Origin of the sequence: Variovorax sp. UMC13, from assembly GCF_014170375.1 — a bacterium.
Lineage (GTDB): Bacteria > Pseudomonadota > Gammaproteobacteria > Burkholderiales > Burkholderiaceae_C > Variovorax.
The window spans coordinates 131,080-146,367 of record NZ_LZZW01000025.1; the positions used below are offsets into that span (position 1 = coordinate 131,080).

General features: G+C 67.9%; 15 protein-coding genes and 1 pseudogene. 3 read left to right on the top strand and 13 right to left on the bottom strand.

Annotated elements, in window-relative coordinates:
- Positions 1–14 precede the first annotated feature (14 nt).
- The 3 genes from A9977_RS21425 to A9977_RS21435 all read right to left on the bottom strand — a co-directional run bounded on the left by A9977_RS21425 (position 15) and on the right by A9977_RS21435 (position 2,508).
- A complete protein-coding gene (locus tag A9977_RS21425) occupies positions 15–1,034 on the bottom strand; it encodes a nucleotidyl transferase AbiEii/AbiGii toxin family protein (RefSeq protein ID WP_183026907.1) in 1,020 nt (339 codons plus the stop codon).
- Complete coding sequence (locus A9977_RS21430) at positions 1,027–1,623, bottom strand: DUF6088 family protein (RefSeq protein WP_183026908.1); 597 nt, start codon at positions 1,621–1,623, stop codon at positions 1,027–1,029. The genes A9977_RS21425 and A9977_RS21430 overlap by 8 nt, the downstream gene beginning before the upstream one ends.
- 339 nt (positions 1,624–1,962) lie before the next feature.
- Positions 1,963–2,508, bottom strand: a complete 546-nt coding sequence (locus tag A9977_RS21435; protein WP_220811974.1) for a MarR family winged helix-turn-helix transcriptional regulator — start codon at positions 2,506–2,508, stop codon at positions 1,963–1,965.
- A 123-nt stretch (positions 2,509–2,631) separates the two neighbouring features.
- Between A9977_RS21435 and A9977_RS21440 the strand changes: the two genes are divergently transcribed.
- Positions 2,632–3,432 (top strand): SDR family oxidoreductase, encoded by an 801-nt coding sequence (locus A9977_RS21440; RefSeq protein ID WP_183026985.1) that lies wholly within the window; start codon positions 2,632–2,634, stop codon positions 3,430–3,432.
- Here the strand turns inward: A9977_RS21440 and A9977_RS21445 are convergent.
- The gene (locus A9977_RS21445; RefSeq protein WP_183026910.1) at positions 3,417–4,346 is read right to left on the bottom strand and encodes a LysR family transcriptional regulator; all 930 of its coding nucleotides are present in this window, start codon (positions 4,344–4,346) and stop codon (positions 3,417–3,419) included. The genes A9977_RS21440 and A9977_RS21445 overlap by 16 nt on opposite strands.
- 126 nt (positions 4,347–4,472) lie before the next feature.
- Between A9977_RS21445 and A9977_RS21450 the strand changes: the two are divergent.
- Together A9977_RS21450 and A9977_RS21455 are read left to right on the top strand one after the other, a co-directional pair.
- Positions 4,473–5,260: pseudogene (locus A9977_RS21450) on the top strand (SDR family NAD(P)-dependent oxidoreductase).
- Positions 5,261–5,353: 93 nt separating this feature from the next.
- Positions 5,354–5,971, top strand: coding sequence for a nitroreductase family protein (locus A9977_RS21455; protein WP_183026911.1), 618 nt, complete (start codon positions 5,354–5,356; stop codon positions 5,969–5,971).
- On the opposite strand, the gene A9977_RS21460 is transcribed toward A9977_RS21455, so the two are convergent.
- The 9 genes from A9977_RS21460 to dapE form a co-directional block, all read right to left on the bottom strand.
- Entirely contained in the window at positions 5,972–7,009 is a 1,038-nt protein-coding gene (locus A9977_RS21460; protein ID WP_259652081.1) for an MBL fold metallo-hydrolase, read from the bottom strand.
- Positions 7,010–7,064: 55 nt separating this feature from the next.
- Positions 7,065–7,685, bottom strand: coding sequence for a TetR/AcrR family transcriptional regulator (locus tag A9977_RS21465; protein ID WP_183026913.1), 621 nt, complete (start codon positions 7,683–7,685; stop codon positions 7,065–7,067).
- A 342-nt stretch (positions 7,686–8,027) separates the two neighbouring features.
- On the bottom strand, positions 8,028–8,222 hold the full coding sequence (locus tag A9977_RS21470; RefSeq protein WP_183026914.1) for a YegP family protein: 195 nt from the start codon (positions 8,220–8,222) through the stop codon (positions 8,028–8,030).
- Between the two features lie 254 nt (positions 8,223–8,476).
- Entirely contained in the window at positions 8,477–8,707 is a 231-nt protein-coding gene (locus tag A9977_RS21475) for a hypothetical protein (protein ID WP_183026915.1), read from the bottom strand.
- 158 nt (positions 8,708–8,865) lie between these two features.
- Positions 8,866–9,429 (bottom strand): hypothetical protein, encoded by a 564-nt coding sequence (locus A9977_RS21480; RefSeq protein ID WP_183026916.1) that lies wholly within the window; start codon positions 9,427–9,429, stop codon positions 8,866–8,868.
- A 13-nt stretch (positions 9,430–9,442) separates the two neighbouring features.
- Complete coding sequence (locus A9977_RS21485) at positions 9,443–11,428, bottom strand: ABC-F family ATP-binding cassette domain-containing protein (RefSeq protein WP_183026917.1); 1,986 nt, start codon at positions 11,426–11,428, stop codon at positions 9,443–9,445.
- Positions 11,425–13,173: a M14 family zinc carboxypeptidase gene (locus tag A9977_RS21490; RefSeq protein WP_183026918.1), complete on the bottom strand. Its 1,749-nt coding sequence runs from the start codon at positions 13,171–13,173 to the stop codon at positions 11,425–11,427. The genes A9977_RS21485 and A9977_RS21490 overlap by 4 nt, the downstream gene beginning before the upstream one ends.
- A gap of 11 nt (positions 13,174–13,184) precedes the next feature.
- Positions 13,185–14,072, bottom strand: a complete 888-nt coding sequence (gene prmB, locus A9977_RS21495; protein WP_183026919.1) for a 50S ribosomal protein L3 N(5)-glutamine methyltransferase — start codon at positions 14,070–14,072, stop codon at positions 13,185–13,187.
- Positions 14,069–15,247 (bottom strand): succinyl-diaminopimelate desuccinylase, encoded by a 1,179-nt coding sequence (gene dapE / locus A9977_RS21500; RefSeq protein WP_183026920.1) that lies wholly within the window; start codon positions 15,245–15,247, stop codon positions 14,069–14,071. Before dapE ends, prmB begins: the two co-directional genes overlap by 4 nt.
- Between the last annotated feature and the right edge of the window lie 41 nt (positions 15,248–15,288).

The window sequence follows — 15,288 nt, forward strand, 5'->3', positions numbered from 1 at the left end:
TGAGGCGCAGTGCGTCAAGCCAGGCTTGTCGTATTCGCTTTGCGTTCAATGGTGCCGCATCGATCCATCAGTACTTCAAAGGGCTCGACCTCGTCGAGGAACAGGCCATCATCGATCATGTGCTGGTAGTCGGTGGCCAACTTGGCCAGGGCACCGTCGTCGGGAATGAGGCTGAGCCCGCCTGCGACTGCGGCGTGGTAGTCGATCAGTCCACCATCCAGGTTCTTCTCCGCAAAGAAGATGCTCTTGTGATCGGCCACCGCGTTCGCCAGCGCCGCGTCCGCAATCGCCGAGTCGGCGAAGCCGGCGGCATCCAGCCGCGTTACGTCGTGCCAATGGCGAGCGAATCTATCCCCGCCTCGAAAGGCACCTTGCGTGCAGAAGACGTGAATCGCGGTAGCTTTTTCCCAGAAAGTCCGCTCGGCACGCATCACCCTTGACGTCGCTTCGGGAAACTTGACGCCCTGCAGGTGTGCGGCTGCATCGCAGTGAACGGAGCGCAGTTCACTGGGCTCGCCGGTGGATCGCGCGCCAAATTCGAGCATGACTGCCGACGCGACATAACCCGTTCCCGAGGCCAAGGGCGTGTAGTCGATGAACACCTTGTCGTCTTCGGCTCGGACCGTAGCGGGCAGGCCGTGCTGTCCAAGGTCTTGCTGGAGCAGCGGAACGACATCGGTGGCCACCCAGTCAGCCAAACGGGCGCGGATCTCCTTGCTCCACTTCTTTTCCTGGCTCTTGCTGGCCGGGAGCGGCACACCCGCATCACCGATCAGATCAGCGGCGATGGCGCGGATGTCGTAGGTGAGATCCACGTCCTCCGAGAACCGCTGGATGACGCCATAGGCCTTCGACAGGGAGGTGCCACCCTTGAAGACAAGATGCGGCGCATAGGGCGCGGCGAAGAGGTGCCGCAGGGACCAGACCACCCAAACGTCCTTTTCCAGCAGGTGGGGAGGGCGCCCAGACGCATCGGCGGCCTGGACAAGGACCTCCAGGCGTTCGTCGGCAGAGAGCTCGAAGAACTCAGCCATGCGACACCAGCGCGCTCACTTCCTGCGCCATCCAGGTCGGCAGGCGCGCACGTGCCGACGCCACTTCCTTCATCTCGGCCGGCGGCAGTTTGGCGCGCAGTGCCCGCAGCGCAGCGCCGGCCTTTTCAGGCCCCAACCAGGCCAGCGCCCGCACCACGTCGCCGGAGGCGCGGCCAGGAAAGATCAATTGCCATACAGGCGCATGCCGCAATTCCACGGTCTGCGCCCCAAGCTTCAAGCGACGGCTCGGGCCTGACGTCAGGTAGACGGCTCGCATAGGTACCTGGGTGGTGAGGCCGAGCGCGTTGGCGGCGGACGCGCCATGCAACACGATGGTTTCTCCACGCTGACTGGCCAGCCCCTCGACCATCTTGACGGTCGAGGGTGCACGGGAACCGAAGCGGCTCTCGACCGGCAGGACATAGATGCCGCGGCCCGCGCGCAGCAGGGAGCCCCTCTGCACAAGCCGAGACAGAACCTGGTCCACGGCGGCTCGGTTCCCCAAGTGCAGCAGCTCCTTTGCGACCAAGGGCGTGCCTTCCGGCAACCCGGCGGCGTGCTCTAAGACTTGTTTGGCGAGGGTCTGCATGACGGCCACTGTTTGAGTGTTAGAAGTATGAAGTAGTTTCTGACACTTATCAAGCCATGGGTGTCTTGCATTGGTGTGAGAGGTGAGCACCGCTGTTACAGCCCGCTGCGATCGTTGACGATTGATGCGCAGGAGTAGCTATCCCGCAAAGCAAGTCCATCTCCCGCGCCATTAATGCCCCAGTTTTCTGGCGGTAGAAGTGACGGCAAGTACGAGGTCCCGACCCCGCACAGCAAGCATTCATGCGGGTTTCCGGCTTTCAGAAACTATCGAGTAGGAGGGAACTCCCGTTCGGTTGAATCCGTGCACTGAAGCTGGCACGGCCCGGCAGATCCGGAACTACGAGCCCTTCGTCGTTCCGGTCTGGCCGTCATTGAACGCAGCCAGGAATTCATCGGAAGCCACCTGATCGGCCAGCGCCCGCAGCGTGCCCGCCGCCTCGCTGCCGAGCACGTCCTCCACGCGCTGGTTGGCCTTGTCCCAATACGCGACCGCTTCGTGCAACAGCGCGGCGCCAGCCGGCGTGAGGACGGCCCGCTTGGTCCGCCGGTCCTGCGGGTCAGTCTGCAGCCCGACCAGGCCATCCCGAACCAGCGGCCTGAGCGCATGCGTCAAGGCGGAGATCTGGATCGCGAGCTTGGCGGCGAGATCCTGCAGCGCCGGCGCCTGCTGTCCCTCGGCAGCGACCGTCAGCCGCTCGATGTCCGCCAGCAGACCCAACTGCGTGGCCTTGAGGCCCAGCGGCGCCAGGGCCTCGTCGTAGAGGTTGCCGAGCCGGCGGGCCGCCCGCCGGAGCGCCGTGTTGGTACACGCCAGGACCTCCAGCAGGTTGACCGCTTCAGCTTGCGCCTTGCGCACCTTGCCCGCGCCCGCGGGCTTGCTCATGTTTTTTCCCATGACTCGAGGATGGTTGAGTACAGCACCATTGACAAGTGCTTGCCGAATCGCCTTACATTTGAGCCCTCAATCAATTTGATTGAGGGCTCAATTTTTACCATGGAAAATCTCATGTCCAGTTCCAAGAAAACTGCCGTCGTCACCGGTGCATCCTCTGGCATCGGCGCGGTCTACGCCGATCGATTGGCCGCGCGCGGCCATGACCTGATCCTGGTCGCGCGCCGCGCCGACCGCCTGGCCGCGTTGTCGGACAAGCTGTCGACGGCCTACGGCACCCGGGTCCAGGTGCTGGCCGCCGACCTCGAGAACGATGCCGACGTCGCCCGGGTCGAAAGCGTGCTCGCCAGCGATGCCAGCGTGAGCGTGCTGGTCAACAACGCAGGCCTGGCCCGCTTGCGGCCGCTGGCGCAATCGTCGGCGGGCGATTCGCTGTCGCAGGTCTCGCTGAACATCACGGCGCTGACCCGGCTCACCCAGGCCGTGCTGCCGGGATTCGTCGCGCGCAACGAGGGCGCGATCATCAACATCGCGTCGGTGCTGGCGGTTCATTCGCTCCCGATCAGCGCGGTGTACAGCGGCAGCAAGGCCTACGTGCTGGCCTTCACCCGGGGCCTCCAGGCCGAGCTGGCGAATACCGGCGTGAAGGTCCAGGTGGTCCTGCCGGCATCGACCGCGACCGAGATCTGGTCCGAAGGCATCTCCGGCATCCCGCTCTCCGCCCTTGATCAGAAGGCTGTGATGAGCGCGGAAAACCTCGTCGATGCGGCGCTGGCCGGCTTCGACAGCGGTGAAGCGATCACCTGGCCTTCGGTGGCCGACGAAAACCTGTGGAGCACCTACGACGCGGCGCGCTCCGCGCTGTTCGCCGCGACGCAGGTCGGGGTGCCGGCACCGCGCTACCGCAAGGCCTGATCGACGGGCGCACGTGGCGCCTGTTCCGGAAGCTCCGAACGCAGTGCCTCGGCGAGGAAGTCGATCAGGGCAGCGACGCGGTGGCTGGAGGCGCCGCCCGCGGTGACGGCGTAGAAGTCGACCGCAGGGGAGGCGAAGTCCTCCAGCGCGGTCTCCAGGGTGCCGTTGTCGAGCTCGCGACGGACCTCCCAGCCGTTCTTGATCATCACGCCGTAGCCCTGCACGGCCCAGTGCCGCAGCACGCCGCCGTCGTTGGCCACGCGATCGCCGCTCACCCGCACCGCGGCCGCCTTGCCGTCGATCGTGAAAGGCCAGCTCGAAAACGGGACGCCTGGCCGGTGCAGGACCAGGCAGTTGTGCCGCGCCAGCTCATCGGGGTGCGCGGGCTTGCCGTGCGTTTGCCAATAGGCGGGCGCGGCACAGACGACGCGCTGGCTGCGCCGCAGTAGCCTCGCCCGGAGCGTCGAGTCGGCCAGCGGGCCGCTGCGCAGGGCGAGGTCCAGGTTGTTCTCGATCAGGTCGACCACGCCATCGCCCAGGTGCAGCGAGACCTGGATCGCCGGATGGGCCGCCATGAAGCGGTCGATCAGCGGCACCAGTTGCTGGCGGCCGAAATCGTTGGTGGCGGTCATGCGGATGGGGCCCTTGAGCGGCCCGTGCTGGCCGATGCCCTCGATCGCATCGTCCCAATCCGCGAGCAGGCGCCTGGCACGGGCCAGGAAGAGCTCGCCCTCGTGGGTGAAGGTCAGGCGGCGCGTCGATCGCGTGATCAGCCGGGTGGCCGCCTGCGCCTCCAATTGCTGGAGCGCCAGCGTTACGGTGGAGGGCGCGACCGACTGCTGGCGGGCCGCCGCCGTCAGGTTGCCGGTTTCCGCGATGCCCACGAACAGGCGCAGTGCATCCAACGTGTCCATTCTTTCCCGCCTGGGTTTGCCTCCATGTTTTTCGAGAAACTCGAAAGGTCATCTCATTGATCGATGGATTATCGTCCGATCAAAAATATTCGACAGTTGCCCCATCCACACACACAAGGGCAACACATGCACATCGATTTCACCGGACGACGGGTCCTGATCACCGGTTCCACAGGCGGCATCGGCTTCGCCGCCGCACAGGGCTTCCTGGCCGCGGGAGCCAGCGTGGTCGTCAACGGCCGCAGCGAGAAGAGCGTGGCCGGCGCGGTCGCGCGACTGGGCGCCACCTCGGCGCGTGTCGCCGGCTTCGCGGGCGACCTCGGCGCCGCGGCCGCCTGCGCCGAGTTGGTGGCCGCGCATCCCGACTTCGACATCGTGGTCAACAACCTGGGCATCTTCGGCCCCCAGGACTTCTTCGACACGCCCGACGCGAGTGGCAGCGCTTCTTCGAGACCAACGTCATGTCCGGCGTGCGCCTGGCCAGGGCCTATGCGTCGTCGATGGTCGAACGCGGCTGGGGCCGGATCGTCTTTGTCTCTTCGGAATCGGCGCTCAACATCCCCGGCGACATGATCCACTACGGCTTCACCAAGACCGGCCAGCTCGCCGTATCGCGCGGACTGGCCAAGCGACTGGCCGGCACCGGCGTGACGGTCAACGCGGTGCTGCCCGGGCCGACGCTCTCCGAGGGCGTGGCCGACATGCTCAAGGCGGAGGTCGAACGCAGCGGCGACAGCCTGGAGAAGGTGGCGGCCGACTTCGTCAACACGCACCGCGGCTCCTCGATCATCCAGCGCGCCGCGCGCGTGGAGGAGGTGGCGCACATGATCCTCTACGTCAGTTCGGCACAGGCCTCGGCCACGACCGGCGCCGCGCTGCGCGTCGATGGCGGCGTGGTCGACAGCATCGTCTAGCCGCCACCCGCCCGCGTTTCCCGATCCCGCTCAGGCCCGCCGCCGCGATCCGCGGCAGGGCCGCCATCCTCAGTTTTCTATCAAGGACTTCCCATGAGCCATCCCGTCATCGGCGCCATCGAGGCGCGCCGCACCACCAACCTGTTCGATCCGTCGCGCCAACTCGACGACGCGCAGATCCAGGAGTTGATCCGCCTCGCCACGACGGCACCGACCGCCTTCAACCTGCAGAACTGGCGCTTCATCGCCGTGCGCACGGCCGAGGCCAAGGCGCGGCTGCGCGCGCAGGCCTGGGACCAGACCAAGGTCACGGACGCGGCGGTCACCTTCATCGTGTGCGGTCAGCTGGCCGACCACCGCGTGATGCCCGAGCGCCTGGCGCCTTCGGTGGAAGCCGGCTTCATGCCTGCGGCCATGGTGCCGGGCTGGGAGGGCGCGGCGAAGAGCCTCTACTTCGAGCAGCCGCAGCGCCAGCGCGACGAAGCGATCCGCAGCGCGACCTTCGGCGCCGGCACGCTGATCCACGCGGCACAGGCGCTGGGCCTGGGCTCCGCGCCCATGATCGGCTTCGATGCCGAGGCCGTGGCGCGTGCATTCGACCTGGCGGCCGACGAGATCCCGGTCGTGCTGGTGGCCGTGGGACACGCCACTTCGGAGAACTGGCCGCAGAAGCCGCGGCGTCCGCTGGCGCAGGTGCTGTCCCTGGTGTAGCTAGTCCCGGGCGCGCACCCACCACGCCGCCCCCGCATGCGGGTCGCTCAGCGACAGCCGCTCGCCCATCACCGGCGTCGCAAGCTTCACGCCACGGGCCCGCGCCAGCGCATGGATGCGCTCGAAGGGCTCGTCCCAGGGGTGCAGCGCCAGGTCGAAGGTGCCGTTGTGCACCGGCAGCAGCCAGCGGCCTTTGAGGTCCAGGTGGGCCTGCAGCGTCTCTTCGGGCTGCATGTGGATGTCGGCCCACTGCCGGTCGTAGGCGCCGGTCTCGATCATCGTCAGGTCGAAGGGGCCGTAGCGCTCGCCGATGGTCTTGAAGTCGGCGTGGTAGCCGGTGTCGCCGCTGAAGAAGAGGCGCAGGCTGTCGGTAATGATCACCCACGAGGCCCACAGCGTGCGGTCGCCGTCGCGCAGGCCGCGGCCGGAGAAGTGCTGGGCGGGCACGGCCGCCAGCCGGACGCTTCCGACTTTCGTCTCGCCCCACCAGTCGAGCTGCAGCACCCGCGCCGGGTCGACGCCCCAGGCGATCAGGCGATCGCCCACGCCCAGCGGCGCGACGAACACCTCGACCTTGGGCGCCAGCCGCAGGATGGCGGCATGGTCCAGGTGATCGAAATGGTCGTGCGACAGGATCACGCCCTTGATCGGCGGCAGCGCCTCGATGTCGATCGGCGGCGCATGGAAGCGCTTCGGGCCGGCCCACTGCACCGGTGAGGCGCGCTCGGAGAAGACCGGGTCGGTGAGCCAGAACGCGCCCTCGAGCTTGAGCAGCAGGGTCGAGTGGCCCAGGCGGTACAGGCTGCCGTCCGGCGCGGCGAGGAGGGCTTCGGTCGTCAGCGGCAGAACCGGAATCGGCAGGCTGGGCACGCTCGCATCGGTCTTGTGGGTCAGGAATTCCCAGCCGAGCGCGACCGTCTTCAAAAAGCCCGGTTGCACACGCGGCACGACGTTGTGGAAGCGGCCGTCGCGCTGCTGCGGCGACTCGGGATGGGCTGCGGGGCCGGCGCTGCAGGCGCACAGTGCGAAGGTGGACATGGCGAGGACTCCGGTCAAGAGAAGGTGGCGGGAAGAGCGCTTCATGGTTCGACGTTCACGGGCCGGTGGCACGCCGCGATGTGGCGCCCTGGCTGCCGCAGGTCAGGCGCACGGCGAGGCGGATGCTGGCCTGGTACTCGGCCGGCGTGCGGGCCTGCTGCTTGAGGCCGTGCGAAGCCGCGAGCAGGTGCTGCGCGAGCGACTTGGCCGTCAGGCCGGCGCCATACCACGGGACCTCGGCCCCGCTCGACTGGATGGCCCGCGTCAGTTCCTTGAGCACCGTCTGGTCGAAGGCCTCCAGCACCGGCCCGATGAGCTGCCGTGCGGTCTCGACGATCTCGCTCATGTGCTCCAGCGACATCTGCGAGCCGTCGTTCTGGGCATGCAGCGCCGCGAAGGCGCCGGTCAGGCGCTCTTCGATCGGCAGCTCCTCGCGCGCCAGCGCGGCCCGCATCGCATCGAGGCTGCGCTGCGACAGCCAGGTGGAGGCCTCCCTGAAGAGCTCGTCCTTCGAGGCGAAGTGCAGGTAGAGGCCCTGGCGGGAAATGCCCGCGGCGCGCGCGAGGTCGTCCATGGACGTCTTTCGGTAGCCGTAGCGCAGGAAGACGCCGATCGCCGCCTCCAGGATGGACTCGCGCCGGTCGGCGCCGGTGCGGGGAAGGGAGGCGATGGTCATGGATGATGCGCTTGCGGTCGGCAGAAGCGTCAAACCTTACAACATTGGCCTATTTTGTCAATTACCCGATCCTGGACGCCGGAGGCTCGGGTCGCGTGGGCATGGACACGCTCAACATCCAATGGCTGCAATTGATTCATGCGCCGGAGAAGTGCGCACGCGTGCATCGCGCCGCACGGGCGCTGAAAAGGGCGTCATGAAAGAGGCCTTAGGACCGGGAGCAAGGGAACCGGCCATGCAGAGCCGGCGGGGGCATACGAGGTCGTCGCCAGTTCCTTCGTATGCGAGGCCCGGTCGTCGGGCGAGAAGAGGGCCGGGCGCTGGGCGTTGCGCCGGCACGTGTCAGCGTTCGACGCTGCTTCCCAAAGGATCGAACACGGCGGACCGGGACGCCTTGGCGCGCACGGCGTCGATGCTCTGCAGCGCCGCGTTCTTGTCCGGAAAGCCGGTCGGGCATTTCGCGATCACCTCGCCGGAGGTGGCCCGAAGCTCCCAATACCAGAGCCGGTTGATATCCATGAAAACCACAAACCGCATAGGATCCTTCGAACGCCGTGATGCGCTACGGTGCCGCGCCCTGCGCCGGCATCATCGTATCGTGAGGTGCTGGAGCCATCGCGATATGACCTTGCAACGCCCAACCCGCAAAGCTTGAATTCAAGCGGGGATCCGCGCTGCGCGCCATCCCATGTCTATGCAAAGGGGCGACGCGGGAGGGGTCCATGGCGCGGTCGTGTCAGAAGGCAGAGGACACGGGCATGGTGGCCGGCGGGGAGGGTGTCGCGCGGCCGTCAGGCGATCAGGTCGTCGCGGCCGGACAGCACGCGGCTGTTCGCGGTGATCGAGCTCACCACGCCGATGGCGCTCGCACGAAGCAGTTCGTGCCGCAGCGCGGCCTCCAGCTGCACGCGGGCGGATTGCGGCTGGTCATGCTCGTACTCGTCGTCCAACTCGCAATGCAAGTAGTAGTCGACTTTTGCCATCAGCCGCTCAATCGAGGCGGCCAGGTCTGAATTGTTCATTCGCTTCCTCCACCATGGACGCGTTTCCCCTGGGTCTACAGTCCTGAAATCGCAGCGCGAATTCAAGCAACAACTTAGGTTAGCACGCCTGCAATGAAGGTTCAGGCGAGATCAGGCAATGAACTCAAATTTGACGAGGAAAAGAACGCATTGGCTTCTCATTTTTCTTTGAAAAACCGCAGTCTTTTTAGAAATTGAGGTCTTTGGTTCTCATTTAATGCAGCGGATTGCGCCGGGGCCGGTAGCACCATTTGCACCGAGCGCGCAACTTTTACGCAATCCTTGATATGTTGTTCGCCCAGGGCGCGCAGCGCCGCGTAGCCCAGGGCCGCCGAGACCATCTGGCCGGACATCGGCACGTACTTGGTGGCCTGCTTGGTCGTCAGGCGCACACCCGCATGCTTGGCCAGGCTCATCAGCAGGTCGCGCGTGATCAGCCGGCCCACCAGCAGCGCGCCGACCGTCGTGGCGGCCTTCTGGATGCGTTCCCGCCGCTCGGGTGCCAGCTTCTCGATCTGCGTCACGGACAGACCGAATTCGGCGCTGATCTGCGGCACCAGCCGCGACAGCAGGGCCGCGTCGGCGGCCCAATCGACGCCCGGCAAAGGCACGGCGCTGGCCGCCGCCGACAGCAGCGCCTTGCGCGCGATCAATTTCCGGCTGCGCTGGACTGCGGCGATCAGCGCCGGATCACCCTGGGCCAATTCGATCGCATTAGGCATGCCGGCATTCCTTTCAGGCGGCGAGGGCTTCCAGCTGACCGGACAGCGCCAGCCAGCGCTCCTCGAGTTGCTCGATTTCGTCGTTCAGCGCCTTCAGGCGCTTGCCCGCTTCCGCGATCTCCGCGGCCGGCAGCGACTGCGTCAGCCGGGCCTCGATCGCGTCCTTGTCCTTGCCGGCCGCGGCCAGCCGCTCGTCGATCTGGCCCAGCTCGCGCTTGAGCGGCTTGGCCTGGTCGTTGCGCTGCTGGCGGCCCTGCGCGTCCTGCTTGCGCGACTCCGCCGGCGCTGCCACGGGTGCCGCGGCGGGCTGAGGCGCGGGCGCGGCCGCCTTGTTGCGCACCGCCTCCTTGGCTTCCTCGCGCTGGCGCTTGGCTTCGTCGAGCAGGTAGCGCTGGTAGTCGTCGAGGTCGCCGTCGAAATCGGTGACCGCGCCGCGGCCGACCATCCAGAACTCGTCGCAGACCGAACGCAGCAGCGCACGGTCGTGGCTCACCAGCATCAGCGTGCCTTCGAATTCGTTGAGCGCCACCGCCAGAGCCTCGCGCGTGGCCAGGTCCAGGTGGTTGGTGGGCTCGTCCAGCAGCAGCAGGTTGGGGCGCTGCCAGACCATCATCGCGAGCACCAGCCGGGCCTTTTCGCCGCCGCTCATGGTGCCGACCGGCTGCTTGACCATGTCCCCGGTGAAGTTGAAGCTGCCCAGGAAGCCGCGCAGCGCCTGTTCGCCCGTGGGTTCCTTGACGGCCGCGCCCAGTTCGCGCGCCATGCGCACCATGTGCTCGAGCGGGTTGTCCTGCGGGCGCAGCACGTCGAGTTCCTGCTGGGCGAAGTAGCCGATGTTCAGGCCCTTGCCCTCGGTGACTTCGCCGGCCAGCGCGCCCATTTCGCGCGCGATGGTCTTGACCAGCGTCGACTTGCCCTGGCCGTTGGCGCCCAGGATGCCGATGCGCTGGCCGGCCTGCACCGACTTGCTGACGTGGGTCAGGATGGTCTTGGGCTGGCCGTCCACCATGTAGCCGAAGTCGGCATGGCTGATCGAGAGCATCGGGTTGGGGATGTTGCCCGGCTCCTTGAACTCGAAGGTGAAATCGGCTTCGGCCAGCAGCGGCGCGACCTTCTCCATGCGCTCCAGCGCCTTGACCCGGCTCTGCGCCTGCTTGGCCTTGCTGGCCTTGGCCTTGAAGCGGTCGATGAACTTCTGCAGGTGGGCGATCTTTTCCTGCTGCTTGCCGAAGGCGGCCTGCTGCTGCTCCATGTGCAGCGCGCGCATTTCCTCGAACTTGCTGTAGTTGCCGCCGTAGCGCGTGAGCTGCGCATTGGCGATGTGCAGGGTGACGGTGGTCACGGCGTCGAGGAATTCGCGGTCATGGCTGATCACGATCATGGTGCCGGCGTACTTCTGCAGCCAGGCTTCGAGCCAGACCAGCGCGTCCAGGTCCAAGTGGTTGGTGGGTTCGTCGAGCAGCAACAGGTCGCTCGGGCACATCAGCGCGCGCGCCAACTGCAGGCGCATGCGCCAGCCGCCCGAGAAGCTGTTGACCGGCTGGTCGAGCTCGTGGGTCTTGAAGCCCAGGCCCAGGATCAGCGCCTGCGCGCGCGGCGCGGCATCGTGCTCGCCGGCATCGGCCAGGTCGGTGTAGGCATGGGCCAGCGCCATGCCGATGTCGGCATCGTCGGGGTTGGCCGCATAGGCTTCCTCGACCTTGGCCAGGGCCTCGCGCAGCTCGACCAGCCGGGTGTCGCCGCCGACCACGAAGTCGCTGGCCGATTCCTCGGTTTCCGGCATGTCCTGCGCGACCTGCGCCATGCGCCACTGCTTGGGCAGGTAGAAATCGCCGCCGTCCTCGTGCAGCGTGCCGTTGAACAGGGCGAACAGCGTGGATTTGCCCGCGCCGTTGCGCCCGACCAGGCCGACCCGCTCCCCCGGGTTGAGGGTGACGGTGGCGCCGTTCAGGAGCACTTTGGCGCTGCGGCGCAGGATGACGTTCTTCAGCGAGATCATGGAATCGGCGAAATGAGGCCCAGGGCTTCGACGGCGGCCAGAACCATCGCGGTCTGGGTGTCGTGGGCAAGGATGAAGGGAGCGCCGTGGATCGTCTCGTCGGGGAATTCCGAAATCAACGTCAGGGCGGGGCCCGGTCGATGCACTTCGCTGATCATGCAGGCTGTGCCGTGGATGAGCTCGAACGGTAGATCGCCGGCATGTGCATTGTAACTGGCGAGCTGTTTCGCGTTGAAATCCCGGAGCACCGGCCGCTCGGCCAGGCGCAGGCAGACATGCTCGGCCAGCCGCCGGGCCCGATCGCCCCAGCCCGGGTGGTGGCGCAGGATCAGGAAGAAGCCCTTGGGCAGCATCCAGGCCTCGAAGCCGCGCGGGATGTAGCCGCTGAAGGGCCGCGTCCATTCGTGCGCCGGATAGCCGTGCAGGTTCAGGTGCAGCTGCGCGCCCGACATCGCCAGGCCCTGCTCGCGCGCCGCGCGTTCGAACCAGGGTGGGGCATCGCGGTACTCCAGGTCGTCGCCCAGCGCGGTGTAGCGCGCCGCATGGTGCATGTGGCGCGGCGCCTGTGCGCAGAGCGCGCGGTGCAGCGCATAACCGTCGGGGTTCTCCAGCGGGATCAGCGCGAAATGGGCCTGCTGCGCGACCAGCTGCCGCGCGGCGCGCAGGGCGCCCACCACGCCCGAGGTCTCGTTGGCATGCTGCGCGCCGGAGATCAGCACGGCCGGTCCCTTGCCTGGATGGTAGACACCGCGGACCGCTCGGCCTTCGCGGCTGGTCACCTCGAAGCGCTGGCCGGGGATGCGCGCCAGCTCGGCCGCGATGCGCGCCGGCGCCAGCGGCGACGGCGTGTGTTCCAGCGGCAGCGCATCGGTCGCGACGCCATCCGGCGCCAGGGGAGGGTACGCCACGGTCGCGATGCGCAGGCGTGCGGCGCCGCGCCCGGCGCGCACGTCCGGCACGATCTGGCCCGGACGCAGCCGGCGGTCGCCCGCGGGCCGGCCGCTGCGGTGCTGGAAGAACTCGAGCAGCGAGAAGTACAGGTCCTCGTGCATCGCCTCGCGGGTGTTCATCCAGCCACTCTCCGCCACCGGCGCGTGCGCGATGCCGGGCATGTCGACACGGAGTTCGAGCCGCTCGAAATACGGCTCGGTCGCGGGCCAGGGGTGGGCGTGCACCAGGGCCAGTGCCTGGCGGAAGATGGCCTCGTGCTCGGACTCGCGGCGGCCTTCGGCCATCGCCTCGCCGGGGCGCCGGACGCGCAGCCAGGCGGTCGGCGAGAGCATGGGGCGGTCCAGGAAATCGGCGTGGACGCGGTTGGGCGCGGGCACGGTGTCGCTGCGCTCGCGGCCGTCGCGCCAGCGCAGGTCGATGCGGTAGCAGGGCATTCCGTCGGATTCCGGCAGCGACAGCAGCTGCAGTTCGGCGCCGCCGAGCATCTCGGCCAACGGATAGGCCTCGAGCAGGAAACGGCGCGGCGAAGCGCCCGGGTGCACCGGGCAATGCACCGTGACCCGCGCCAGCGCCTTCCGGTCCACCGCTTCGAGAAAATGATGCACCAGCGGCTTGTAGGCGCTGTACAGGCGGGCCTCGATGCCCCGCGCCGCCAGCTGCGCCTCGGCACGGCGGCGGGCGCGGGTACCCTCGAAGAGCCAGCCTTCGACCACGGTGCCGGCCGGGCTGCCGCTCAGCTCGCGCACCCAGGCCTGCAGCGTGCGCGGCACCCGGACGTCGAGCAGCACGTCCATGGCCGCGGCGCCTAGTGAAGGCCGCGCACGATGGCGTCGCGCGTGAGCAGCAGCACCTGGTCCTCGCCGGCCGAGGTGTCGAGCCAGACCGCCTCCAGCCGTGGGAAGGCCGCCTCGAAGTAGGCGCGCTCGTTGCCGATCTCCAGCACCAGCACGGCCTGTGCGCTCATGCGCGATGGCGCGTCGGCCAGCAGGCCGCGGATGAAGTCCATGCCGTCGGTGCCGCCGGCCGCATTGCCCGACAGCGCCAGCGCGGGCTCGGCCTGGTATTCGGGCGGCAGCGCCGCCATGCTCTGTGCATTGACGTAGGGCGGGTTGCACAGGATCAGGTCCCAGGGGCCGGGCAGGGCAGCCAGGCCGTCCGAGGCGACCAGCGTGATCCGGCTGTCGAGTGCGTGGCGCGTGACGTTGATCGCGGCCACTTCGAGCGCCGTCGCGGAGATGTCCGAGGCGGTCACCGTCACCTCCGGATAGGTCATGGCGGCGAGCACGGCCAGGCTGCCGTTGCCGGTGCACAGGTCGAGCACCTGCTGCGTGTGCGGACCCAGCCAGTAGTCGATGCCGCCGTCGATCAGCAGCTCGGCGATGAAGCTGCGCGGCACGATGGCGCGCTCGTCGACGTAGAAGGGCACGCCCTGCAGCCAGGCTTCCTTGGTCAGGTAGGCGGCGGGCTGGCGGGTGCGGATGCGGGTCTCGATCAGCGCCTCGACCTGGGCCTGCTCGGCCGGCGACACCGGCCGGTCGGCCACGGCGTCGAGGTCGTCGATGGGCTGCCGCAGCTGCCACAGCACCAGCCAGGCGGCTTCGTCGAAGGCGTTGGCCGTGCCATGGCCGAAGGCCACGCCGGCCGCGTCGAGGCGCTCGGCCGCAGCCTCGATCAGCGCGATCACGGTGCTCATGCGGCGCTCCCGGCTTCGATCTGTTCCAGCCGCTCGATGGTGCGGCGGTAGACGTTCTTCATGGTCTCGATGGCATCGACCGCCACATGCTCGTCGATCTTGTGGATGCTGGCGTTGACCGGGCCGAACTCGATCACCTGCTTGCAGATGCGCGCGATGAAGCGCGCGTCGCTGGTGCCGCCGCTGGTCGAGAGCTCGGTCACGATGCCCGTCTCGTCGTGGATGGCCTGCTGCACCGCTTCGACCAGTTCGGCCGGCGGCGTGAGGAAGGGCAGGCCGCCCACGGTCCAGGCCAGCGTGTGGTCGACGCCGTGCGTGTCGAGCACCGCCTGCACGCGCTGCTGCAGCGACTCGGGCGTGGATTCGGTCGAGAAGCGGAAGTTGAAGTCGATCACCACCGCGCCCGGGATCACGTTGTTGGCGCCGGTGCCCGCGTGGATGTTGCTGATCTGCCAGCTGGTCGGCTGGAAGAAGGCATTGCCAGGGTCCCAGCCGCCCGCGGCGTTGATCGCCACCAGTTCGGCCAGCGCCGGCGCGAAGGCGTGGACCGGGTTGCGCGCCAGGTGCGGGTAGGCGATGTGGCCCTGAATGCCGTTCACCGTCAGCCGCCCGCTCATCGAGCCGCGGCGGCCGTTCTTGATCATGTCACCGCAGCGCTCGACCGAGGTCGGCTCGCCGACGATGCAGTAGTCGATCGTCTCGCCGCGCGCGGCCAGCGTGTGGCAGACCACCACGGTGCCGTCGACCGAGGGGCCTTCCTCGTCGCTGGTGAGCAGCAGCGCCAGCGTGAGTTGCGGATCGGGCCGCGCGGCGAGGAATTCCTCGATGGCGACCACGAAGGCCGCCAGCGAGCTCTTCATGTCGCAGGCGCCGCGGCCATAGAGCTGGCCGCCGCGGTGGGTCGGCGTGAAGGGCGGGCTGGTCCATTCGTCGAGCGGGCCGGTCGGCACCACATCGGTGTGGCCTGCGAAGACCAGCGTCCGGCCGCCGTCGGCGCCGGCGCGCACAGCCCACAGGTTGGTGACGCGGAAGTCGGCCGGGCCGCTTTCGATGGTCTCGAGCCGGAAGCCCAGGCGCGCGAGACGCTCGCCCAGGATCTGCTGGCAGCCCGCGTCGTCGGGCGTCAGCGAGGGCCGGGAAATGAGTTGTTCGGCGAGTTGCAGGGTACGGGACATGGTCAGGTCAGTTCTTCTTCAAGCGGCTGCATGAGCGTAGC